The following is a 21,804-nucleotide window of genomic DNA, read 5'->3' on the forward strand; positions in this document are numbered from 1 at the left end:
TGACCAAATTTTATATTTAGTCATTCATCTATGGGAGGAAAACAGCAATGAATTTAATTCGGAATCAATGGAAGGACATTGTAACGAGCAAAAAACTACTGATCCCGATTTTAGCTGTCTTATTTATTCCGCTGATTTACAGTGGTGTATTTTTAAAAGCATACTGGGACCCTTATGGTACAGTTGATCAATTGCCTGTAGCGGTTGTCAACTTGGATGAAGGCAGTCATTATGACGGGAAAACCCTTCAAGTCGGCGATGATTTAGTAAAGGAATTAAAGAAAAACGATAATTTCAAATGGAACTTTGTCGATAGTCATGAAAAGGCTATAAAAGGATTAAATAACGAGGACTATTACCTCGTGGTGGAAATACCAAAGAATTTCTCGAAAAATGCAAGTACAGTGCTAGATAAACATCCGAAAAAATCGAATCTGAAATATTATACGAATCCAGGCGCCAACTATGCGGCGTCACAAATTGCGAATAATGCCATTATCAAATTAAAAGATTCGGTTTCAAAAGAAGTCACAAAAAATTACGCCGAGGTCATCTTTGATAACTTCAAAACGATTGCAAAAGGATTAGATCAAGCAAGCGATGGCGCGAAGAAAATTGATGACGGAACAAAAAGCGCAAAAGATGGCAGTACGAAATTAAAAGACAACTTAGCCAAATTGGCTGAAGGTACGTTAACCTATAGCGAAGGTGTTCATCAGTTCGCAGGGAAAATGGGTGAACTGAACACAGGCATACAGTCTCTAGACAGTGGGCTTGGTCAGCTCCTAACAGGCTATCAAACCATTGATCAGAAATTTGGAGAGCTTGGTACAGGAATTGATACATTAACCGAAGGATTAAACACAAGCCGAGAAGGACATCAGCAGCTCGCTTCTAAAATGCCGCAATTCACAGCAGGCATTGAGCAGCTAAACAACAAAGCCCAATCCTTTTCGGAAAAAATTGCAGCAGTAGAAAAAGTCTTGTCGTCACCAGAATTAGCGAATTTAGAGAAGATGGCGCCTAAACTCGATCAGGTGAAAGAAGACGCAAAAACGTTCAGTACAAAACTTGCTTCATTAAAAGAAGCACTATCAAATCGAGATGCTAATGTAAAAAGCATTATCCAAAACAGCTCTATGACAGATGAAGAGAAAAAGGCGGCAATGGATCAGCTGAACAGCCTGCCTAAAATCGAACTGCCTGATCTGTCTGGACTCGAACAAAGCTTAGCGGCCTTGCAGGAACTGCCTGATGCAAGTGAGGTTCAACAAGCAGTTGCATCTGCAAAAGCGCAGCTGCAGCAAGTCAAACAGCTACCAGAGAAAACAGAACAGCTGTACACATCTACAGTTGCGATACAAAATGCGATCGACCAAATGACGTCTGGTACGAATAAATTGTATCAAGGTGCACTGAAGCTTCAAACAGGTCAAGGCCAATTACAAGATGGCCTGCAAACAGCAAATGGAAAGCTTGATACAGCGAAAAGCGGTGCGGATAAGCTTGCGAATGGATCAAGCCAGCTGAGCGCAGCGTTAAATAAGCTGGAAAGTGGTTCAACAAATATCCAAAGTAATACATCTAAGCTTGCCGAAGGCTCAAAATCGCTTGATAAAGGATTGGGAGATTTAAAGAGCGGTACAGGTAAGCTGTCCAATAAATTGAAAAGCGCCGCTGATGAAACAGGAGAAATTGATGCGGGGCAAGACAATTACAATATGATTGCTAGCCCAGTTAAAACAGAAAATGATACAGCGAAGAAGATTGATAATTATGGAACAGGGCTCACGCCTTATATTTTATCCATGGGACTCTTTGTTGGGGCTCTAATGCTCACCGTCGTATTCCCAATGAAAGACCCTGCTGGCCGCCCTAGAAATGCGTTTGAATGGTTTGTCAGCAAATATAGCGTGCTTCTACTTGTCGGTATCCTTCAAGCAGTCATTGCAAGTACGATGCTCATCTTTGGTCTTGGTCTTGAGGTGGAAAGCCTCTGGCGCTTCTATCTCTTTGCGATCGTCGTCAGTCTGACATTCTTAGCGATTATTCAGCTGCTAGCAACAACAATGGGGAACCCAGGACGCTTCATTGCCGTCATTATCTTAGTTCTTCAGCTCGCAGCAAGTGCTGGTACATTCCCGCTTGAGCTTGTGCCGAAGTTCTTCCAAGTCATCCATAGTCTGCTTCCAATGACGTATACAATCAATGGATTTAGAACGATCATTGCAAGCGGTGATGACAGCTATTTATGGCACCAAGCAGCGATTCTCGGTACAGTTGCGATCATCATGATGGCGGCAACAACTGCATACTTTGCTTGGAACGTAAGAAAAATGAAACAAGACGAAGCTTAATCAATGAATCCTTTCTCTTGATAGAGGAAGGATTTTTGATTTGAAATTAGACATCTTGAACCCGAAGCGATATATTTTAATGGAAGGAATTGCTTTCACACAAAGGAGGAAATGCCGAATGACTACTGAAGTAAACGAAACCGTTCAGCTAATTCAAAAGCTCGTATCGATCCCAAGTCCGTCAGGGAATACAGAAAAGGTGATCGGCTTTGTTGAACGCTTTTTACAAGATGTAAATATTGAGACAAAACGAAATCGTAAGGGCGGCTTAATTGCTACTATTAAAGGAACTGATGACAAGGAACACCGCATGCTGACAGCACATGTCGATACGCTCGGTGCAATGGTAAAGGAAATTAAATCAAATGGACGGCTTCGTCTTGCACTCATTGGAGGCTTTCAATATAACTCAATTGAAGGCGAATATTGTGAAATTGAAACAGCAACAGGTCATACATACACAGGTACTATTCTTATGCATCAAACGTCCGTTCATGTCTATGCGGATGCAGGAAAAGCAAAACGAAACCAAGAAAATATGGAGATTCGTCTCGATGAAAAGGTGAAAAATGCAGACGATGTCAAAGCACTTGGGATTCAAGTAGGGGACTTTATCTCATTTGATCCTAGAGTGGAAGTGACGTCATCAGGTTTTATTAAATCAAGACACCTTGATGACAAGGCAAGTGTAGCGCTTTTGCTACGACTCATCCACCGCATTCAAAAGGAAAATATCACACTGCCGCATACGACGCACTTCTTAATTTCTAATAATGAAGAGATTGGCTACGGAGGTAACTCCAATATTCCCGAAGAAACGGTGGAATATCTTGCTGTCGATATGGGAGCGATCGGCGATGGTCAATCAACAGATGAATATAGCGTGTCTATTTGTGTGAAGGACTCGAGCGGTCCTTATCATTATGGATTACGCAAGCATTTAGCTGCATTAGCAGAAGAGAACAACATAGATTACCGTTTAGATATTTACCCTTATTACGGCTCTGATGCATCAGCAGCGATTCGAGCAGGGCATGATATCATTCATGGACTGATTGGTCCAGGGATCGATTCCTCGCATGCTTTTGAACGAACGCATGAAGATTCCCTTGTCCATACAGCGAATCTTCTTTATCACTACGTGCAATCATCCTTAATCACAGTATAAAAAAAAGAACCCCATTTATCGGGGTTCTTTTTCATTAGCTTGAAAGCTGTGTCGGTTCAGGTACATCTTGTCCAGTCATCACGCGATGTCCTTTTTCAGGGTCATATTGCCCTTCCCATTTAGACATCACAACAGCTGCAAGTGCATTTCCTGTTAAGTTAACAACTGTTCGCGCCATATCCATGATACGATCCACACCTGCAATAAATGCAAGACCTTCAGCAGGAACACCAATCGTTCCTAATGTGGCGAGTAATACAACAAAGGACGTACCAGGAACGGCAGCCATACCTTTAGATGTTACCATTAGCACAAGAATAAGTGTGAGCTGCTGGACAATCGTAAGGTCAATGCCGTAAACCTGTGCAAGGAAGAGCGCAGCGATCGCTTGATACAAGACGGAGCCATCCAGGTTAAATGTATAACCGATTGGGATAACGAAAGAAACAATTCCCTTCGGACATCCAATGCGCTCCATCTTATCCATGACTCTTGGTAAAACTGTTTCAGAGCTGGATGTACTAAAGGCAAGAAGCATTTCGTCTTTCATGTAAGCAAGAAATCTGAAAATATTGACGCCAATCATCTTTCCAATAATTCCGAATACAACGATAAGGAAGAGAGCGAGCGCAAAATAAACAAGACCTACAAGCTTACCTAATGAAATAAGAGATTCAAGACCAAATTTTGATACAGTCACGCCAATGAGTGCGAAGACACCAAATGGTGCAGCTTTCATCACAACATTGACGACATGGAACATGGCGTGTGATACACCTTCAAAGAAGGCGAGCACTGGTTTGCCGCGTTCACCAATGGCAGAAACGCCAAGAGCAAATAGCACAGTGAAGAAAATAATCGCAAGCAAATCACCTTCCGCCAATGATTGGAAGAAGTTCGTTGGAACGATATGAAGGAACGTATCAGCAACTGATTTGCTGCTTTGCTCTTTTTCCGTTTCAACATACTGGCTAATATCTTGTTTTTCCGTATTTCCAAAGTCAACGCCTGCACCAGGTTGAACAAAGTTAGCAAGCACAAGACCAAGGATAATCGCAAATGTTGTGATAATTTCAAAATAAAGAATGGTTCTAAAACCAAGCTTCCCTACCTTTTTACCATCACCGGCACCTGCAACTCCTAAAATTAAGCTAGATACGACAATTGGTATAACAATCATCTTAATGAGTCTTAAGAAGAAGTCTCCAATTGGTTTTAAATAAGTCTCAACGCCTGGGTTACCGAAAAAGATTGCCCCAACAACGACACCGAGAATAAGACCGATTAGGATTTGTGTCGCTAATCCAAATTTTAATTTTTTCATAGATTTCCTCCCTAACATATTCATTAAAGGAATATTCCCATCATATTAAGTTTTAATATATGAATTAAAGTATAACTAAAATTAAAGAGTTTCGTCCACGATTAAATTATATTAAGAAAATACAAAATTGTTTGAAAAAATGAACATTTAGAACCTCCATTATTGATTCAAGTCAATAAAAAGTGCCTTCGGAACTAAAACTCATCAGATGAAAATACTAAAAAACCCTTTTAGGACAAGGGTTTTACCTTTTTACCTATTTTTCAGAAAAAATAAAAAGCACTTTTGACTCCAACTGACGACGGAGGAAAAAAGTGCTTTTTAATTCAATTTATTACCTTATTTAAGATAACTTACTTGTGAGCATTCCTCACATTCATTACCATAACACTCGTGTTGTTCCATTAAATCATTTCCACATTTTGTGCATTTTTTTGAAGGCAAATTTCTAAAAAATTCTGTGATTTTTCCTAGCATTTGTCATCCTCCAATACGTTTTGTTGCTATTATTGTATTATAACAGATTGATATTTGTCAATCTGTTTTGTAACAATAGGCAAGAAGAATGCTTTTTTCATGAAAAATGGGTATATTGTAAGAAGGGGATTTTTAGAAAAGGAGGGAAAAATGACGATGAAATTAACTGTCATTGGATGCTACGGAGGATTCCCGGCCGCTGGTGAAGCGACGTCAGGGTATCTTTTTGAATCAGATGGCTTTCGTCTACTTGTAGACTGCGGAAGCGGTGTTCTTTCCAAACTGCAGCAATACATAGATATAGAAGAACTAGATGCTGTTCTCCTTTCTCATTATCACCACGATCATATTGCAGATATCGGACCACTCCAATATGCGAAGCTAGTGGGATATCATTTAGGAAAAAGCAGCGGTCCGCTTCCGATCTATGGACATACAGGTAATCAAGAAGCATTTGGGCGGCTTGCGGATGATGTACATACTAAGGCAAAGGCTTATCAGCCAGAAGAGGGTATTCAAATTGGTCCATTTCAAATTGATTTTTTGAAAACGGTTCATCCGGCAGAATGCTATGCGATGAGAATTCAGGCGGGGGATGCTGTGGTGGTGTATACAGCAGACTCAAGTGATCAGGAGGCATTTATCCCATTTAGCAAGGATGCAGATCTACTGATTGCTGAAAGCAATTTTTACGCTGGACAGGATGGATCGAGTGCAGGACATATGAATAGTACAGAGGTGGGCAAGCTTGCAAAGGAAGCAAATGTTGGAGAACTGATCATCACCCACTTGCCCCATTTTGGTCGTCATAAAGACCTAGTCAATGAAGCACAGGCGTTATATACTGGCAATATACAGCTTGCCCATTCAGGGCTTAGATGGAACAAGGAAGGAAGATAGAGATGCTGTTTATCGATAACGAACAACATTATGATCCAATGATTAATTTGGCAATTGAAGAATATTGCTTAAAATATTTAGACCCAGAAGAAACGTACTTGCTGTTCTATATTAACCAGCCGTCGATTATTATAGGAAAGAACCAAAATACAATAGAAGAAATCAACACGAAGTATGTGGAAGACAACGGCATCAAAGTTGTCCGCCGCCTGTCCGGTGGTGGCGCAGTTTACCATGACAAAGGAAACTTAAACTTCAGCTTTATCACAAAAGACGATGGGGACAGCTTCCATAATTTTAAAAAATTTACAGAGCCAGTCATCCAAGCGCTTGAAAAGCTAGGCGTCAAAGCTGAATTAAGTGGCAGAAATGACATCATGGCAGATGGTCGGAAAATTTCTGGAAATGCCCAGTTCGCAACACGAGGACGTATTTTCAGCCATGGCACGCTGCTATTTGATTCAGAAATTGAACATGTTGTTTCGGCTTTAAAAGTGAAAAAAGAAAAGATTGAATCAAAAGGCATTAAATCCATTAGGAGCAGGGTTGCCAATATTAGTGAATTAATGGATCAAAAGATGACAACAGAAGAATTTAGAAAAATTCTGTTAAGCTACATTTTCGATACGAATGGGGATGTTCCTCAATATCAGTTGACTGAGAAGGATTGGGAAAAGATTCACGAGATTTCTCGGGAACGATATCAAAAATGGGAATGGAACTACGGCCGTTCACCGAAATTTAATTTACAGCATTCTAAAAGATTCTCAGCAGGCTCCATTGATCTTCGATTAGAAGTGAAAAAAGGGATGATCCAGGACTGCAAGATCTTTGGTGATTTCTTCGGTGTAGGGGATATTGCTGATATTGAAAAAAGACTCATTGGGCAACAATATGATCGCAAAACGATCAGCGACGTATTAGAAGATATGGACATGCGCCACTACTTCGGCAATGTATCAAAAGAGGATTTTCTTGATTTGATTTATTAAGAGGGACAAGCACGGCTAGAGATAGCGGTGCTTTTTTGATTGAAAGAATTGAAAGCGATTTACATTTGATCTTGTGGATTTTTTCGATTGTCTATTATAATAGAAAGGAGGAATGTTTGGCCATAAAATGAATGGTTATTCATTCATTGATGACATGTAAGGGGTGGGAGAATGGATTTGATCAAAAATCTAGAGCAGACGGCGATGACGAAGGGAGAAGATATCGCACTGATCTTTGAAGGAAATCAGTGGACCTATCGAGAGCTCATGACAAGTATCGAGCGCTTTGCAGATGGATTAGTGGGCGAAGGATTTCAAGCCGGGGATCATATCGCGCTTATTTTAGGAAATTCACCGCATTTTGTCATTTCTTTTTTTGGTGCTTTAAAAGCCGGGCTTGTCGTAGTACCAATCAATCCAACATACACGCCTAGTGAAATTGGCTATATGCTGATTACAGGTGATGTAAAAGGCATTGTTGCCCCTGAACAACTGCTGCCAGTGTACGAGCAAGTGTATGAACAGCTTCCGTCTATTGAACGGGTGATTATTTGTGCAGAAAATGAATCTGCGTGCAGATCAAGTTTTAAGGAAGTATCAGATCAACTTGTCTTCTTTGGAAAGCTTGTGTCTGGTCATGCGAAAGAGAACGTGCATCCATCTATTCATCAGGACGATACGGCAGTTATTTTATTTACATCTGGCACGACAGGAAAACCAAAGGGTGCGATGCTGACTCATTTCAACCTGTATTCAAATGCCAGAGACGTTGCTGAGTACCTATCCATTGATGAAAAGGACAAGGTGATTGCTGCATTGCCGATGTTCCATGTATTTTGTTTAACGGTTTGTATGAATGCACCATTGATTCATGGCGCGACCATCTATGTCTTGCCGCATTTCAGCCCATCAGAGCTTTTGCGTATGATGGAAAAAGAGAAGCCAACGTTATTTGTTGGTGTTCCAACTATGTATAACTATTTGTACCGCCAGGAAGGGCATGAGAAAGCAATGTCCTCTGTGAGGATTTGTATATCAGGCGGTGCCTCAATGCCTGTTGCTTTACTTCACGGTTTTGAGAAAAAATTTGGTGTCACGGTGCTGGAGGGTTACGGATTATCAGAGGCTTCCCCAGTAACTGCATTCAATCCTCTTGATGGAAAAAGAAAACCCGGTTCAGTCGGGACCGACATTATGAATGTGAAGAATAAGATTGTGAATGAACTGGGAGAAGAAGTCGGTCCAAATGAAGTCGGAGAGCTCATAGCAAAAGGACCCAACATTATGAAAGGCTATTATCAAATGCCAGAAGATACTGAAGCTGCACTAAGAGACGGATGGCTGTACACCGGTGATTTAGCAAGAAGAGATGAAGAAGGATACATTTATATTGTCGATCGGAAAAAGGATATGATTCTTGTTGGCGGTTATAATGTGTATCCAAGAGAAGTAGAAGAAGTGCTTTATCAACATGAAGCTGTAGCAGAAGCCGTTGTCATCGGTGTGCCAGATCCGAACACCGGAGAGGCTGTCGTCTGTTACATTTCCCCCAAGAAACATGCTCACATCGATCAAGAAGACATCATCACACATTGTTCACGCTTTTTAGCGAAATATAAGCAGCCCCAAACGATCCATTTCATAGATGATATTCCAAAGAACACAACAGGTAAAATTTTAAGAAGAGCACTAAAGGAAAAGTATCAAGCAGAGGAAAGTAAATAAGAAAAGGGGGTCTCTTATGAAGAGACTCCCTTAGTGTGCTAAGGTTCTATCACGCTGATAAGAAGACAAAGGGATAAAATAAAATTTCAGCCCTTTAGAATGGCTTCTTTTAACTGTTTCTGAAAAGAATTAGACTGTTTTTGATTCAGCTCATAATAAGTCCCATCTACTAAAAAAACGACCTGCGAACGGTTTGTCCAAAGCTGAAAGGTGGTGCCGTTTGTTCGGCCGTACATCACCTTGGCGATATAATCTGGTTTCTTTAAATTTTTCTTGAGATGATTGCTTGTTTGTTTGCCTTTGTTTAATTCTTCTATTAAGTCTTCTGCTGTGTCCTTATCATCTATTTCATAAGAAGTGGACTCGTTTTCAGATGAAAGGAGCAATTTTTCAGCTCGATTCTCATCAAAGATTTCGCTCGTCCGGCTGAATACATAAAAGAAGGTAATAAGTAAAAGTCCAAAGATCACAACTCCTGCAAGAATTTTCTTCATTTCGATCCTCCAACTCTCTATTTTATATGTAGCATCTCCGATTTTTGAGTAGCATAATCATTTTTTCGTGAAAGCTTTTTCAGATAGGGCATGCTATGATGGAGCCACATGAGACAGGTTCTAAACAAAATAATGGATGATTAGAATAGAGAGAGGGATGGAAAGGAGGCTGACCTGTGCGAGTACGTAAATGGGTAGCTCTTGCAACGGTAGCATACATATTGTACGTTCTTTTTATTTATTCTTATTTGTTTCTATTTGGGGATGCAGCGGTTCCTGATAGTGTAAAAGGAACAAGTGCAGATCCGCATACCTTTATGACAAGCCATGAGCTTGTCATCAGCGAGAATTTCTCGAGATTACGTAACTTGCTATTTTTCATGACAATTCCATTAGATTGGTATGTCTTTTTTCTTCTGCTCATTTCAGGGTTTTCACGAAAATTAGCAGACTGGAGCCTGGCAGCAGCTCGTTTCACATTTTTAAGTAAACTTGTATATGTGTTTGTGCTATCGCTTTTGACAATGCTGATCTCACTTCCCATTAAGTGGATTGGTTATCAGCTGTCTTTGCACTACGGAGTATCTGCTCAAAGTACGGCAAGCTGGTTGAAAGATCAAATTCTAGATTTCTGGATTCAATATCCGCTTCTTGCTCTATGTGCAATTGTATTCTTTTGGCTTATTCAAAAAAGAAGAAAGCGCTGGTGGCTGTATGCCTGGTGTTTGACAGTTCCATTCACGCTATTTCTCTTCTTTATACAGCCGGTCGTCATTGATCCGTTATATAACAATTTTTATCCACTAAAGGATCAAGCTCTTGAGAACAAGATCTTAACACTTGCAGACAAAGCTCATATCCCGGCAGGTCATGTATATGAGGTCAATATGTCTGAGAAAACGAACACGATGAATGCTTATGTCACAGGGATTGGTGAAAATAAGCGTATTGTGTTATGGGATACGACACTGCAAAAGCTGAAAGATCGCGAAATTTTATTTATCATGGCACATGAAATGGGACATTACGTCATGAAGCATGTCTATATAGGATTAGCAGGATATCTAGTACTGTCACTTGCGGGATTTTTTGCGATCGACCGTCTCTATTTTTATTTCTATCGTAAAGGAGCAGTTCTATTTCGGCTGAGGGAGCCGCGCGACATCGCTGCTCTTCCGCTTCTTCTCATGATTGTATCGATGCTGTCATTTGCAGCATCACCTTTTACAAATGCAGTTTCAAGACATCAAGAACGTGCAGCTGATGAGTATGCGCTAAACCTGACAAAAGACGGAGAGGCAGGGGTGACGTCTTTTCAAAAGCTTGCAAAATCAGGGCTGTCTCAGGTGAATCCGCCACTTTTAGTGAAGGTCTTCCGCTACGGGCACCCAACTATGATGGAGAGAATCATGGAAATGGAAAAAGCAGCGGAAAAAGAGGAAACGTCGAGGAAGCAATAAATAAAAAAATCCGGCTGTATTAGCCGGATTTTATTTATTGTTTAGTTAGAAGCCGCTTGAACGTTGATTAACCCTTTTCCGTAATAGAAGGAGTTACCAAGCGGTGTTGCTGTGTTTTCTAAGCGCTGGCGAACCTGAGAAGTTGATAGATTCGGGTACTTAGAAAGGATAAGCGCTGCTGCTCCTGCTACATGAGGAGACGCCATAGACGTTCCAGTATAAGATGTGTATCCACTGCTTGGTACTGTACTTAAAATAGAAGTACCAGGTGCAGAAACATCTAATTCAGGACCTGCGCTAGAAGACGAATTTCTGACATTGTTGCTGTTTACATTGGCAACGGCAATGGTAGAATCATATTTTGCTGGATAGCCAACTGTACTAGTAGAACCAGTGGAACCTGAGTTACCTGCAGCCGCCACAACAACGACTCCGCGGTTATTCGCTGTATCAACGGCATTTTTAAGCGCTGTTGAACCATTCGGTCCGCCTAAGCTCATGTTGATGACATCCATATTATTGGCTACTGCCCATTCAATACCGCTAATGATCCAGCTATATTGTCCGTCGCCATAGCGGTCTAATACTTTAACAGCATATAGGGAAGCACTTGGAGCGACCCCAAGAACACCAATTGTGTTATCAAGGGCAGCAATGGTTCCGGCTACGTGAGTTCCATGTGATTGAAAGTCTTGGGTGGCATTTGGCTCTGAAGGGACGAAGCTGGCACCGCCTGCAACATTTAAGTCAGGGTGGGCAGCGTGGATGCCCGTATCAAGGACAGCTACTTTGACATTAGCCCCTTTATAACCTTGAGCGTGTACAGCTGGAGCTTTGATTTGAGGGATTCCATAAGGGACGGTTTGTGCATATGCTTCTGCTTTGTGGTCTTCTTCTACGTAAGCAATGCTAGGGTCATGTTCAAGTTCTTTTGCGGCTTGTTCGGACATCTTTACTTGTGCGGCATTAATGAGACGATATTGCTTTTCTAGTTTTCCACCATTTTGAGTGACGGCTTGTTTCTTAGAGCTGTTTGTAGTGGCAGAGGCTTTAAAGCCAACAATATAGCTCTTTTCACTATCTGACTTTGAGACCGTCTCGGCATTTGCCATGGAGCCTCCAAACCCTGCTGAAAACAGAAGAGGGACAGCCAATAAAACACTTGTCATCACATTTTTCTTTTTCACGCACAATCCACATCCCTTTTTTCTTATTTCAGAATAATCATCCGTAGTCTATAAGAATGATCCGTTTGACTATTCTGTATATTCAGTTTAAGGGAAGTAGGCAAATAAGAGTAGACCCGAATTTTTGTGAAAGTCCTAGCGAAAATTGGGGAATTAAGTCACTTGGAAATGATGGTAAAATATGTTTATTCTACTATTTCAGCGGCTATCTATTAAAAAGGAAATGTGCTTTTTTTCTTATGATCCATTTTCGGAGAAATATTCGATACCCGAAAAGCCTTAAAATAGGTAGAAACGTCTAGCATCTATTTCGAATTTCGATATAAAAAAATACTATTTTATCATTGTTTTTGTCATTTAAAAAGAACCTGTTTACATAACAGGTTCTTTAAATAGGAGAGGATTGAGTTAAATGGCTGACCACGTTGTAATCAAGCACCTTCCATTTACCATCTTTCCATTCCACATAATTTAAGCAAGCATTGACGAGCCTCGTGTTCTCAAGACCAAGATGTTCATCCGCTAAGGTGGTGAGTAAAGCATGGATGGCAGCGCCGTGTGCCACGATCAGGACTTGTTGATTCGGATAGGCTGCTCTAACTTTCTCAATGCCTTCTACCATTCGATCCTGAATCGTTTCAAGCGGCTCCATATTTGGATACTGTTTATCTGGAAAAAGCTTTTGGCGCTCCTCAAATGACATGCCTTCAGCATCGCCATAATCACGCTCAATGAAATCATCCATGATGACAAGAGGCGCATCTATATGTTTTAAAATCAAGTGTGCTGTTTCTTTTGCCCTTGTGAGTGGACTGGAAATGACAACATCCCAATGGGCATCCTTCAAATAAAGACCCGTTTGTTCAGCCTGCCATTTACCAGTATCATTTAAAGGGATATCTGTTCGTCCTTGAATTCGTTTCGCTGCATTCCAATCTGTTTCCCCGTGCCTGACTAGGCAAATTGTTGTCAATCAAATCCCGCCTTTTCTATCTTTTCTTCTATTATACTAAAGCAGAAGAAAAAAGACTGGATTAGCGATTTGTGAGACTTGTTAAGGATTCGACTGAGCTGGCAACTTGAGAAACCGTTTGTTTGACTTCCTTCAATTCGTTCAGGAAGGTTTGAAGGTCTATTTCAATTTTTCCATTTTGATTTTTGCTTAAGTTCATGCTGCTGACGATATCATCGAAGAGCGAATTGATTTGAGTCATTTTTTCTTTACTATCTGTCACGAGTAAATTCACGTCCCCAATGTGCTGAGACACAATGGAGATTTGTGAATTGGTATTGTTGACGAGTTCAGATACGGTTGAAACCGTTTTCTTTGTGTCCTCTGATAATTTGCGAACCTCGTTTGCGACGACAGCAAAGCCTTTTCCGTGTTCGCCTGCTCGTGCAGATTCGATGGAAGCATTTAAAGATAACAAGTTCGTCTGCTCTGCAATGCCTGTGACAATCCCAAAGATTTGTTCAATCTGTTTGGCGATTTCTTCTAAACGCTTAATTTCTGTTTCAATCTTTGTCATGCTGCCATCAATTTGGTTCATTTGTGTTTGTTGAATCTCTAATTCTTTTTTACCGCCAATCGATTTTTCCTCGACCTGTGCTGAAATTTGCGTGCCAGCTTGCGACATGTCTGCCATCTCATCAGATTTTGATACAAGCTTGTCCACGGCATTTGTTGTGTTTGAGAAGAGAGAAGCAAGTGAATTTGATGTTTCTGTGATTTTTGTATGGAGCTCCTGCTGCTGCTGTTCTGCTTCATCACGAATTTTAGAATATTCATTTTGGAATGTATCAAGGACAAGCTGCTGCTCTAAATTTAAGATTTTTGTCGTCGCTTTGACTGCTGTCTGATATTCTTTGAAATCTTGGATATGCTGAGCAAATAAATCCATAATTGATAGCAGAAGGTCCTGGAATGCAGCCATATACCACTTAGGCTGGAGGCCAATCCGTAAATGAACTTGCGCAATTTTAATTCGTTTTGCCACATAGGCTTCATCAACCACACCTGCAAACATTTCACTAATATGAATGCGGAGTGTTTTTTTCAAACGGTCGACAGAACTATTATCTTGAATGATATGCATCAAGGAAGATTCGACTTCTAAATTTTTATAAAATTTATCAACGATACGTGCAATATCCTCCTGAACAATTGGATTGAGCTGTTTTAGAATAAATAGGTCATGCTGCGTCAGATCTATCATTTTAATTTGTTTCGCGATATCCGTATTGTCAGAAAAGTTGATACGTTTTATCCCATCATCCTGCTGTGTGAAAAAAGCAGTGTTTTTTCTTTTCGTCTCTTTTTTAAATAACAATGTTTTTGTCCCCCTATAATCATCACAAATTATCAGACTTTATATTATCTATCGGATAATATTGGATTTTTTAAAGGGGATCAGTAAAATTTTACTGTTCTTTATAAGACCTTTTTAGTGGTTTCTTTGCTGGGCCTTCTACTACCTCTCCAGTAATGGAGAAACGTGAACCGTGACACGGGCAATCCCAAGTGCGGTCGCTATTATTCCAAGCGACTTCACAGCCTAGGTGAGTACACGTTGTATCGACAAGAAAGATATTCCCATCCTCTGATTTAAAGGCGCCGCATTTTTTATGCTCGTACGATACAATGCCGCCTTCACCTGGCTTTAAATCATCAATGGTTTGATCGGTTCGTTTTAATTTACCACTGATCAGCTTGGCAGCGACATTGCTGTTTTCTTTAACGAAATCTTTGACGAAAGAATCAGAAACAGGTCTTGATGGCGTAAAAATGGATTCGTATGGATTCGATTTTCCTTCAATCAAATCACCGATAAGAGTAGCTGCCGCGTGGCTTGTCGTCATGCCCCATTTTCTAAAACCGGTCGCAACGAAGATATTTTGATGGTGCTTGGTTAGGCGGCCAATGTAAGGGATTTGATCCATTGTGACCATATCGTGTGTCGACCAGCGATACAGCACCTCTTCAATTCCAAGGGTAGCGTCTCCAAACCTTTCTAGTCCTTCATAGTGAGCAGATTCATCCCCGCCTTGACCAGTTTTATGACCTTCTCCTCCGATGAGAACGACTTCCTCACCATGCCATTCTGTCGTTCTTAAAGAATGAGCAGGCTGGTCGATCCCTAAGTACATTCCATCTGGGAGCGGCTTCGTTGTTTTGGCTGCTACCACATAAGATTGCTCTGGGTGAATGCGCGTGAAATAAAGTCCCTTTCCATCATAAAAAGGAAAGTGCGAACAGGATATGATATAGCGGCCTGTCAGGTGATGGTCGTCTTTTGTGACGACAGCAGGGCGGTTTCCTTCTTTTACGTCAACAGCAGTTGTCTGTTCATAAATACGTACACCACGCTCTAGGAGCTGGTCAATGAGTGCATTGAGATAATGAAGGGGATGGAACTGTGCCTGCTGCGTCATTGCTAGGGCAGCCTTGATGTCAGCATCAAAAGGAAGCGCTGTTTTCCATCCCCGATCAATCCCAAGCTGTTTGTAGGCATCTAATTCCTTTTTTAATTTTTTTACACCGCTTTCTTCCTTTGTATAAAGGTACGCATCCTTGACTTCTAGCTGACAATCGATGTCGTACTTTTGGACGCGAGCTTGAATTAGCTCTTTTGCTTTCTCATTTGCTTCTACATACAAACGGGCTTTGGGCATACCAATTTGCTGGATCAGTTCATGGTAATAAACATCGTGCTGTGAGGTAATCTTAGCTGTCGTATGTCCGGTCGTACCTTGCAGCAGTTGATCAGCATCAATGATGATGACATCCAGCCCGCGTTCTGTCATTTCAAACGCGGTAGCGATACCGGTAATACCACCGCCAACAATGATGACATCTGCTGTGAGATCCTCATCTACTGTAGGAAAAGAATGCTTTTGACTATCCGCTATCCATAACGATTTTGCCTGTTCCAATCCTTTATGTTCTTGTTCCATACTGTCGCCTCCAGTTAGTGACTTGTTGTGTATAATTTTTCCACAATGAAGAAAATCATACATTTGAAAGGAAACTAGTCTGGCATACATAAAAAAATAGCCAACACATAAAAATAAACAAGATAAAAGGAAGGAGTGGTCAGACGTGTCAACAAAGCAGCCTAAGAAAACATTGCCGCCTCAGCATCAAAGTGAGCGTCCAGGTCTTGAATACAAAATGAATCCAAGGCCTGTTTTTGATCGAGAGATGCCGGATAAAAAATTAGCAGGGAAAACAGCCATTGTGACAGGTGGAGACAGCGGGATCGGAAGAGCAGTCTCGGTCTTATTTGCGAAGGAAGGCGCCAATGTCGCCATTGTTTACTTGAGTGAGCACCGCGATGCAGAGGAAACGAAGGACTATATTGAAAAGGGGGGAGGTCGCGTCATTTTAATTGCAGGTGATTTAGGAGATGAGTCGTTTTCAAATGAGGTCGTCAAAAAAACGAAGGATGCTTTCGGTTCCATTGATATTTTGGTGAACAATGCCGGGGAACAGCATCCGCAAAAAAGCATTGAACAGATTACCTCACATCAGCTTCTTCGAACATTTCAAACGAATATTTTTGCCATGTTCTATTTAACAAAAGCGGTACTTCCTCATTTAAAGAAGGGGAGCAGTATCATTAATACCGCATCTGTCACAGCCTATAAAGGGCATGAAACCTTAATTGACTATTCATCTACAAAAGGGGCAGTCGTGACATTTACGAGATCATTATCTTTATCGCTCATTAAGCAAGGGATTAGAGTAAACGGGGTAGCCCCGGGCCCCATTTGGACACCCCTCATTCCATCGACCTTTACGGAAAAGGAAGTCTCTGAATTTGGCGGAGATGTTCCAATGGAGCGTCCTGGTGAGCCAGTAGAGCTTGCGCCGAGCTATTTATTTTTAGCGAGCGAAGACTCCTCTTATATAAATGGACAAATCCTGCATGTCAATGGCGGAACCATTTTAAATGGATAAACAAAAAACTTGCGGTAAAGAGACGAGTTGCTGCCCTCTTTGCCGCAAGTAAAATCATCATGATTAATGTAAGCAGTGTTCTGCATATTGAGCTGACAGGTCGTTGAATCGTTTTTCATCACGCTGATCCAGTGCCTTATCAATCTCTTCTCTAAGGAAGGTTAAGCGCTGTTTATAAAGCGCCTCATCTAAAACCATTTGAATATAGATGTCTAAAATCGTCACGCCGTTTTCTTCGGTTTTTTGGGTGTTGCGGGACTTCATGAGCTCAGCATACGTTTTTTTCTCTTTCATAAAGAATCCCCCCGATGCCTTTTTTATAGTATATGGATTGGCGAAGAAAAAATCAACAAGAATTTATAATTTTTAGACAATTTATTTTTGAGCGAAATCGACACCTCTTGTCCAATCGACACGATGTGATATATCTTAAAAAAGGCTTTTCGATAGATCGAATGGACTAAATAATACGATAAAAAAATGATTTTTAATAAATTTTGAAAAAATCCTGTCGTTTCTTATATGTTGGTGATAGATTAATAGTATCTAAAATAACCAAAAATTAACACAGGAGGAAATGAAGTGTCAGGAATTAGTGAAACACCTTTAGATTCATACGTCATTAATCAAACAACAATGGCGATCCTTCCGGTTGAAGAAGGAAAAAGAGTATATTCAAAAGTCATAGAAAGAGAGACAAGCTTTTACGTTGAATTAAAACCTCTGCAAATTATTGAACGCAGCTGCCGATTCTTCGGCTCAAGCTATGCAGGCAGAAAAGCGGGAACATATGAAGTAACAGGAATATCTCATAAGCCTCCAATTGTGATTGACTCATCCAATCATCTGTATTTCTTCCCAACCTATTCATCCAACCGTCCTCAGTGCGGCTGGATCTCCCACAAATACATTCATACCTTCCAGGAATCATCCCTCGGAGACACGGTGGTCATCTTTACAAATGAGCAAACCGTCAAACTCGATGTCTCATATAAGTCATTTGAGAGTCAGGTGCACAGAACAGCGTATCTCCGAACGAAATTTCAAGATCGCCTTGATGGTGGTCTTCCTAAAAAACAAGAATTTATGCTGTATCCAAAGGAACAACAGCTCAACCTTGTATACGATTTTATATTAAGGGAGCTTCGGAACAGATATTAACTAAAACCAGCGGCAGCCCAGCCGCTGGACTCCTTATGTTTAGCATATCGTCTTACTTTCTCGAAGAAAAAAACATTGAAAATTATATAACAAATTATATAATTTAAGTACAACGTATAAAATTTTATATAATGAGCGACAGAAAAGGGGATATGATGATGACTTATGATGAACTAGATACACCGGCGCTATTAATTGATAAACAGGTGATGATGGAGAATCTAGCTGCTATGCAGCAATATGCGGACCGTCAGCAAGTCAAACTGCGTCCTCATACGAAAACACATAAAACACCTGGTCTTGCGAAGGTGCAGGAGGAGATGGGCGCATCTGGCTTAACTGTAGCGAAAGTAGGGGAAGCAGAAGTGATGGCGGCGCATGGGCTAACAGATATCTTTATCGCCAATCAAATTGTAGGTGAGACAAAGCTGAAGCGAATTCGAAAGCTGGCAGAGTCGATACACATTTCATTTGGAATAGATTGTGTAGAGCATGTGCATCAAATTGAAGATGTCTTTCGTGGAGCAGAGAAAAAAGCGGAGGTTTTAATTGAGATAGAGGTTGGAGAAGAGAGGTCTGGTGTCATTGAAGAGAGTGATTTCCGTCAAATCTTGCAGGCGATAAAAACATGTGAGTTCGTTCATTTAAAAGGGATTTTTTCTCATGATGGTCATACATACAAGGCGGAAAGTAAAGCGCATTGTCAGACATTATATGAAGACGCTGTGAATCGAACGCTTCGATTTGCACAGATTGCAAAAGAATCAGGCATGCTGCTAGAGGTAGTGAGCATAGGATCAACACCACCGTTCTTATTTCAATTTGATATTCCAAAGGGAGTGACCGAAATCCGCCCAGGCACATACATCTTCATGGATGCCTCTCAGTCCAATGTGATCGGCACTTTTTCACATTGTGCAGCAGCCGTCCTGACGACAGTCATTAGTAAGCCAACAAATACTCGTGTCATTACAGATGTTGGAGCCAAAGGGCTCACGGCTCAAACCCGTACAAAAGGGCTGACGAAAACAAAGGGACTAGGCAAGGTAAAAGACTTTGATGATGTATTTGTTTCCAGTGTATTTGATGAGCATGCCATCATTTATCACGAAGGCTTCCGTCAGACTGTCCAGATCGGTGAGAAGGTGCAAATCATTCCAAATCATATTTGTCCCGCTGTCAATCTTCATGAAAAAGCCTATCTCATCCAAGATGGTGAAGTAGTCGAAGAGCTTGACATTGCTTGTAAAGGTAAACTTCAATAAATCAACAGGACAAGGCGACTTCGTTGGGGCATCATTATGATGACACGACAACATCCACCATGCACATGAATTTGTTGAAACCAAATCCATATATCCAGTCGTCTATTGAGTGTGTATCGGTAGACTGTCCACCAAATGACAGAGAAATGTGGATCCTTAGACGTATTTTCAAGCAATTATTCATAAATCACAGAAGTGACACGAGCCGTCTGTTACAATAAAAGAAATCATTTCTTGCAAAGTGTTCGTATGTGGTAAAGGATCCTCCTATTTTGACCGATATGAACGAATGGGAATAAGAAATGGAGGCTCTGTATGAAAAAACAATCGCAATTGCTGCTGCTATTCACCTTGATAGTGACCTTACTAGCAGCCTGTCAGCAAGCAGGTCAATCGCCTTCAAAACAAGACACAAAAGAAGCTGTTTATGAACAATGGGTTCAGCGTTATATGGATGAGTTAAATGAAGCTTATGAAAACATGACCGACCAATTTATTTCAGATGGACAGGGAAAGATCCAAGTAAATAAAAAATTGAAAAAGGCGACGAAAGCCTTTGATCGTGTGATTCAAAAGGGGCTTGCTCATCAAGAAATTCCAGCCGCTTATCAAAAGGCAGATGAACAATTAAAGACAGGTCTTCATTCATTTGAAAAAGGAATTGGTCAGGTGGAGCAGCTATTAAAGCGCCCAGATCAAGAAAAGCTGTTTATTTCCGCTACTCATCATCTACAAGATGGATTGCAGAGGGCAGCTGCATTTATTGAAGAAGTCGGCCGCATTCAGCAATCCAACGTAAAAAGCTTGGAAGGCGGACTTCCAGGCTTTTTTTACATATAAAGTATTTGCTTTAAGCGGCGCACACCTTCTTGAATCATGTTTTCGTCCGTACAAGCAAAGCCTAGCAGTAATCCCTTTCGATTGCTCTCAAAACAATAAGGACTTAATGGATAAATGCCAATACCTGCTGCTTTTGCTGCCTCAATACTGCCTTTTTCGTCAAAGTTTGGCGCTCCTTCCAAAAAGACATGAAGACCCGTATCTGTTCCATAAATATGAAAGTGCTTGTCAAATTGTTGTGTTAAAAGGGCATCCATCATGGCAGCCTGTCTTTTTTTATATAGCTGTCTCATTCGCCTGACATATCGCGTAAATTCTCCTTCTCTGAAAAAAGAGGCGAGTGTGATCTGTTCCATAATGGGCAGCTGTCTTTGAATGAGTGATTGCAAGGAAGCGATTTCTTTTATGACCGCTTTGGAGCCGATAATGGCAGCAAGGCGGATGCCTGGTGCCAGCACTTTGGAGAAGCTTAAGATATAAATCACATGGTCGGGTGCTTCTGAAAATAAGGAAGGAAGCGGTCCGCCATGATAACGATAATCTCCATCAAAATCATCCTCTAGTATATAAGACTGATGACTGACGGCAAATTTTAGCAGCTGCTGCCTTCTGCTCACACTCATACATACACCGGTTGGACGCTGATGGGAGGGCGTCACCGCAATCAGCTTTGTTTTTCGTGGTAATGTATTCACCATGATCCCTTCTTCATCGACGGGCGCGGGATAAATGTTCATTTCACGATGCATAAAGGAAAGCCTTGCTCCAGGAAAGCCTGGATCTTCAACAGCTACTGTATCGCCTTTTTTAAGCAATACCTGTGAAATCAAATCAATGGCTTGCTGCGTGCCTCCTGTTAACATGATTTGATCTTCTTCTACATCGATGCCGCGTTCTACTGATAAGTATTGGCGTATTTCTGAACGTACTTCCCATAAACCATGCGGGGAGGAATAGCCCCAATCTTTCATCTCTAATCGCTGTAATGCTTTTGTGAGCGAGCGTTTCCATATGTTTTGGAAATGTTCATCGATGGCTGGTTCCTGATGACGAAAATCAATATCAAGCTTCTCATGAAATTGATTGGCCGACAGCCAGTGGTTCATTTGTTTCTCCGCCTCTTGAAAGTGTGGTCTTACCGGAAGAGGAAAAGGCGGCTCACCTTGATGGGGAGTGGAGGCCGCATAGTGATCACTTGAAATGACCTTCGTACCGCCTCTTCTAGATGTGCTGACATATCCTCTTGCCAGCAGTTCATCATAAGCAAGCTGTATAGTTGATCTTGATACATTGAGCTCCTGTGCTAATACGCGTGTCGGTGTTAACTGATCATCGGGGTTCAGTTTTTTGGAATGAATTTGTTGAATGATCTCAGTCACGATTTGCTGCCAGAGCGGGGTAGTACTTGAGCGGTCTAAATAAATATACATCGGACACCTTCTCTCATTGTCACATATAACATGATGATGACACGGGAATATGGAGTGGTCAATA

19 protein-coding genes and 1 pseudogene are annotated in these 21,804 nt (G+C 41.1%); 10 read left to right on the forward strand and 10 right to left on the reverse strand.

Going from position 1 to position 21,804, the window contains the following annotated elements:
• Window positions 1–47 precede the first annotated feature (47 nt).
• Window positions 48–2,357, forward strand: a complete 2,310-nt coding sequence (locus tag MHB79_RS05145; protein ID WP_212046107.1) for a YhgE/Pip domain-containing protein — start codon at window positions 48–50, stop codon at window positions 2,355–2,357.
• Between the two features lie 118 nt (window positions 2,358–2,475).
• A complete protein-coding gene (locus MHB79_RS05150) occupies window positions 2,476–3,525 on the forward strand; it encodes a M42 family metallopeptidase (protein WP_003212389.1) in 1,050 nt (349 codons plus the stop codon).
• Window positions 3,526–3,559: 34 nt separating this feature from the next.
• On the opposite strand, the gene MHB79_RS05155 is transcribed toward MHB79_RS05150, so the two are convergent.
• Together MHB79_RS05155 and yhfH are read right to left on the reverse strand one after the other, a co-directional pair.
• Entirely contained in the window at window positions 3,560–4,849 is a 1,290-nt protein-coding gene (locus MHB79_RS05155; RefSeq protein WP_144484625.1) for a cation:dicarboxylate symporter family transporter, read from the reverse strand.
• Between the two features lie 339 nt (window positions 4,850–5,188).
• Window positions 5,189–5,326: a protein YhfH gene (gene yhfH / locus MHB79_RS05160; protein ID WP_008359029.1), complete on the reverse strand. Its 138-nt coding sequence runs from the start codon at window positions 5,324–5,326 to the stop codon at window positions 5,189–5,191.
• Window positions 5,327–5,482: 156 nt separating this feature from the next.
• Here yhfH and MHB79_RS05165 point away from each other — a divergent pair, with 156 nt between their 5' ends.
• The 3 genes from MHB79_RS05165 to MHB79_RS05175 all read left to right on the forward strand — a co-directional run bounded on the left by MHB79_RS05165 (window position 5,483) and on the right by MHB79_RS05175 (window position 8,943).
• On the forward strand, window positions 5,483–6,226 hold the full coding sequence (locus MHB79_RS05165) for an MBL fold metallo-hydrolase (protein ID WP_050945473.1): 744 nt from the start codon (window positions 5,483–5,485) through the stop codon (window positions 6,224–6,226).
• A 2-nt stretch (window positions 6,227–6,228) separates the two neighbouring features.
• Window positions 6,229–7,218 (forward strand): lipoate--protein ligase LplJ, encoded by a 990-nt coding sequence (lplJ, locus tag MHB79_RS05170; RefSeq protein WP_340989205.1) that lies wholly within the window; start codon window positions 6,229–6,231, stop codon window positions 7,216–7,218.
• 171 nt (window positions 7,219–7,389) lie between these two features.
• A complete protein-coding gene (locus MHB79_RS05175; protein ID WP_050945383.1) occupies window positions 7,390–8,943 on the forward strand; it encodes a fatty acid--CoA ligase family protein in 1,554 nt (517 codons plus the stop codon).
• Between the two features lie 86 nt (window positions 8,944–9,029).
• On the opposite strand, the gene MHB79_RS05180 is transcribed toward MHB79_RS05175, so the two are convergent.
• Window positions 9,030–9,437 (reverse strand): hypothetical protein, encoded by a 408-nt coding sequence (locus MHB79_RS05180; protein WP_003211259.1) that lies wholly within the window; start codon window positions 9,435–9,437, stop codon window positions 9,030–9,032.
• Between the two features lie 176 nt (window positions 9,438–9,613).
• Here MHB79_RS05180 and MHB79_RS05185 point away from each other — a divergent pair, with 176 nt between their 5' ends.
• Complete coding sequence (locus tag MHB79_RS05185) at window positions 9,614–10,897, forward strand: M48 family metallopeptidase (protein ID WP_340989207.1); 1,284 nt, start codon at window positions 9,614–9,616, stop codon at window positions 10,895–10,897.
• Window positions 10,898–10,938: 41 nt separating this feature from the next.
• Here the strand turns inward: MHB79_RS05185 and MHB79_RS05190 are convergent, their stop codons facing one another.
• The 5 genes and pseudogenes from MHB79_RS05190 to MHB79_RS05205 form a co-directional block, all read right to left on the reverse strand.
• Entirely contained in the window at window positions 10,939–12,084 is a 1,146-nt protein-coding gene (locus tag MHB79_RS05190; RefSeq protein ID WP_340989209.1) for a serine alkaline protease SapB, read from the reverse strand.
• Between the two features lie 388 nt (window positions 12,085–12,472).
• Window positions 12,473–13,057, reverse strand: coding sequence for a histidine phosphatase family protein (locus MHB79_RS05195; RefSeq protein ID WP_310023417.1), 585 nt, complete (start codon window positions 13,055–13,057; stop codon window positions 12,473–12,475).
• Between the two features lie 61 nt (window positions 13,058–13,118).
• Complete coding sequence (locus tag MHB79_RS19005; protein ID WP_404841025.1) at window positions 13,119–13,730, reverse strand: methyl-accepting chemotaxis protein; 612 nt, start codon at window positions 13,728–13,730, stop codon at window positions 13,119–13,121.
• Between the two features lie 144 nt (window positions 13,731–13,874).
• A pseudogene (locus MHB79_RS19010) lies at window positions 13,875–14,414 on the reverse strand (protoglobin family protein); the annotation flags it as partial.
• Window positions 14,415–14,505: 91 nt separating this feature from the next.
• Window positions 14,506–16,038, reverse strand: coding sequence for an FAD-dependent oxidoreductase (locus MHB79_RS05205; protein WP_003211807.1), 1,533 nt, complete (start codon window positions 16,036–16,038; stop codon window positions 14,506–14,508).
• Between the two features lie 145 nt (window positions 16,039–16,183).
• Between MHB79_RS05205 and MHB79_RS05210 the strand changes: the two genes are divergently transcribed.
• Complete coding sequence (locus MHB79_RS05210; RefSeq protein WP_340989210.1) at window positions 16,184–17,044, forward strand: SDR family oxidoreductase; 861 nt, start codon at window positions 16,184–16,186, stop codon at window positions 17,042–17,044.
• Between the two features lie 63 nt (window positions 17,045–17,107).
• Here MHB79_RS05210 and MHB79_RS05215 read toward each other — a convergent pair whose 3' ends face one another.
• Window positions 17,108–17,338, reverse strand: a complete 231-nt coding sequence (locus MHB79_RS05215) for an IDEAL domain-containing protein (protein WP_003210924.1) — start codon at window positions 17,336–17,338, stop codon at window positions 17,108–17,110.
• 288 nt (window positions 17,339–17,626) lie between these two features.
• On the opposite strand from MHB79_RS05215, the gene MHB79_RS05220 reads away from it, so the two are divergent.
• The 3 genes from MHB79_RS05220 (at window position 17,627) to MHB79_RS05230 (ending at window position 20,310) form a co-directional block, all read left to right on the forward strand.
• Window positions 17,627–18,205, forward strand: coding sequence for a competence protein ComK (locus MHB79_RS05220; RefSeq protein ID WP_003212419.1), 579 nt, complete (start codon window positions 17,627–17,629; stop codon window positions 18,203–18,205).
• Between the two features lie 158 nt (window positions 18,206–18,363).
• Window positions 18,364–19,470 carry a D-TA family PLP-dependent enzyme gene (locus MHB79_RS05225; RefSeq protein WP_137054823.1) on the forward strand — a complete coding sequence of 369 codons (1,107 nt, stop codon included), beginning with the start codon at window positions 18,364–18,366 and terminating at the stop codon, window positions 19,468–19,470.
• Window positions 19,471–19,785: 315 nt separating this feature from the next.
• Window positions 19,786–20,310 (forward strand): hypothetical protein, encoded by a 525-nt coding sequence (locus MHB79_RS05230; protein WP_340989211.1) that lies wholly within the window; start codon window positions 19,786–19,788, stop codon window positions 20,308–20,310.
• Here MHB79_RS05230 and pdxR read toward each other — a convergent pair.
• Window positions 20,301–21,740, reverse strand: a complete 1,440-nt coding sequence (pdxR, locus tag MHB79_RS05235; RefSeq protein WP_340989212.1) for a MocR-like pyridoxine biosynthesis transcription factor PdxR — start codon at window positions 21,738–21,740, stop codon at window positions 20,301–20,303. The two genes, MHB79_RS05230 and pdxR, sit on opposite strands and share 10 nt — an antisense overlap.
• Between the last annotated feature and the right edge of the window lie 64 nt (window positions 21,741–21,804).

Origin of the sequence: Bacillus sp. FSL M7-0558, assembly GCF_038003245.1 — a bacterium.
GTDB lineage: Bacteria > Bacillota > Bacilli > Bacillales > Bacillaceae > Bacillus > Bacillus pumilus.

Excerpts from the sequence above, each read along its gene's own strand:
- MHB79_RS05145 (WP_212046107.1), top strand. The coding sequence starts at position 48 with ATGAATTTAATTCGGAATCAATGGAAGGACATTGTAACGAGCAAAAAA.
- MHB79_RS05150 (WP_003212389.1), top strand. The coding sequence starts at position 2,476 with ATGACTACTGAAGTAAACGAAACCGTTCAGCTAATTCAAAAGCTCGTA.
- MHB79_RS05155 (WP_144484625.1), bottom strand. The coding sequence starts at position 4,849 with ATGAAAAAATTAAAATTTGGATTAGCGACACAAATCCTAATCGGTCTT.
- yhfH (WP_008359029.1), bottom strand. The coding sequence starts at position 5,326 with ATGCTAGGAAAAATCACAGAATTTTTTAGAAATTTGCCTTCAAAAAAA.
- MHB79_RS05165 (WP_050945473.1), top strand. The coding sequence starts at position 5,483 with ATGAAATTAACTGTCATTGGATGCTACGGAGGATTCCCGGCCGCTGGT.
- lplJ (WP_340989205.1), top strand. The coding sequence starts at position 6,229 with ATGCTGTTTATCGATAACGAACAACATTATGATCCAATGATTAATTTG.
- MHB79_RS05175 (WP_050945383.1), top strand. The coding sequence starts at position 7,390 with ATGGATTTGATCAAAAATCTAGAGCAGACGGCGATGACGAAGGGAGAA.
- MHB79_RS05180 (WP_003211259.1), bottom strand. The coding sequence starts at position 9,437 with ATGAAGAAAATTCTTGCAGGAGTTGTGATCTTTGGACTTTTACTTATT.
- MHB79_RS19005 (WP_404841025.1), bottom strand. The coding sequence starts at position 13,730 with ATGGCAGACATGTCGCAAGCTGGCACGCAAATTTCAGCACAGGTCGAG.
- MHB79_RS05205 (WP_003211807.1), bottom strand. The coding sequence starts at position 16,038 with ATGGAACAAGAACATAAAGGATTGGAACAGGCAAAATCGTTATGGATA.
- MHB79_RS05215 (WP_003210924.1), bottom strand. The coding sequence starts at position 17,338 with ATGAAAGAGAAAAAAACGTATGCTGAGCTCATGAAGTCCCGCAACACC.
- MHB79_RS05225 (WP_137054823.1), top strand. The coding sequence starts at position 18,364 with ATGACTTATGATGAACTAGATACACCGGCGCTATTAATTGATAAACAG.
- MHB79_RS05230 (WP_340989211.1), top strand. The coding sequence starts at position 19,786 with ATGAAAAAACAATCGCAATTGCTGCTGCTATTCACCTTGATAGTGACC.
- pdxR (WP_340989212.1), bottom strand. The coding sequence starts at position 21,740 with ATGTATATTTATTTAGACCGCTCAAGTACTACCCCGCTCTGGCAGCAA.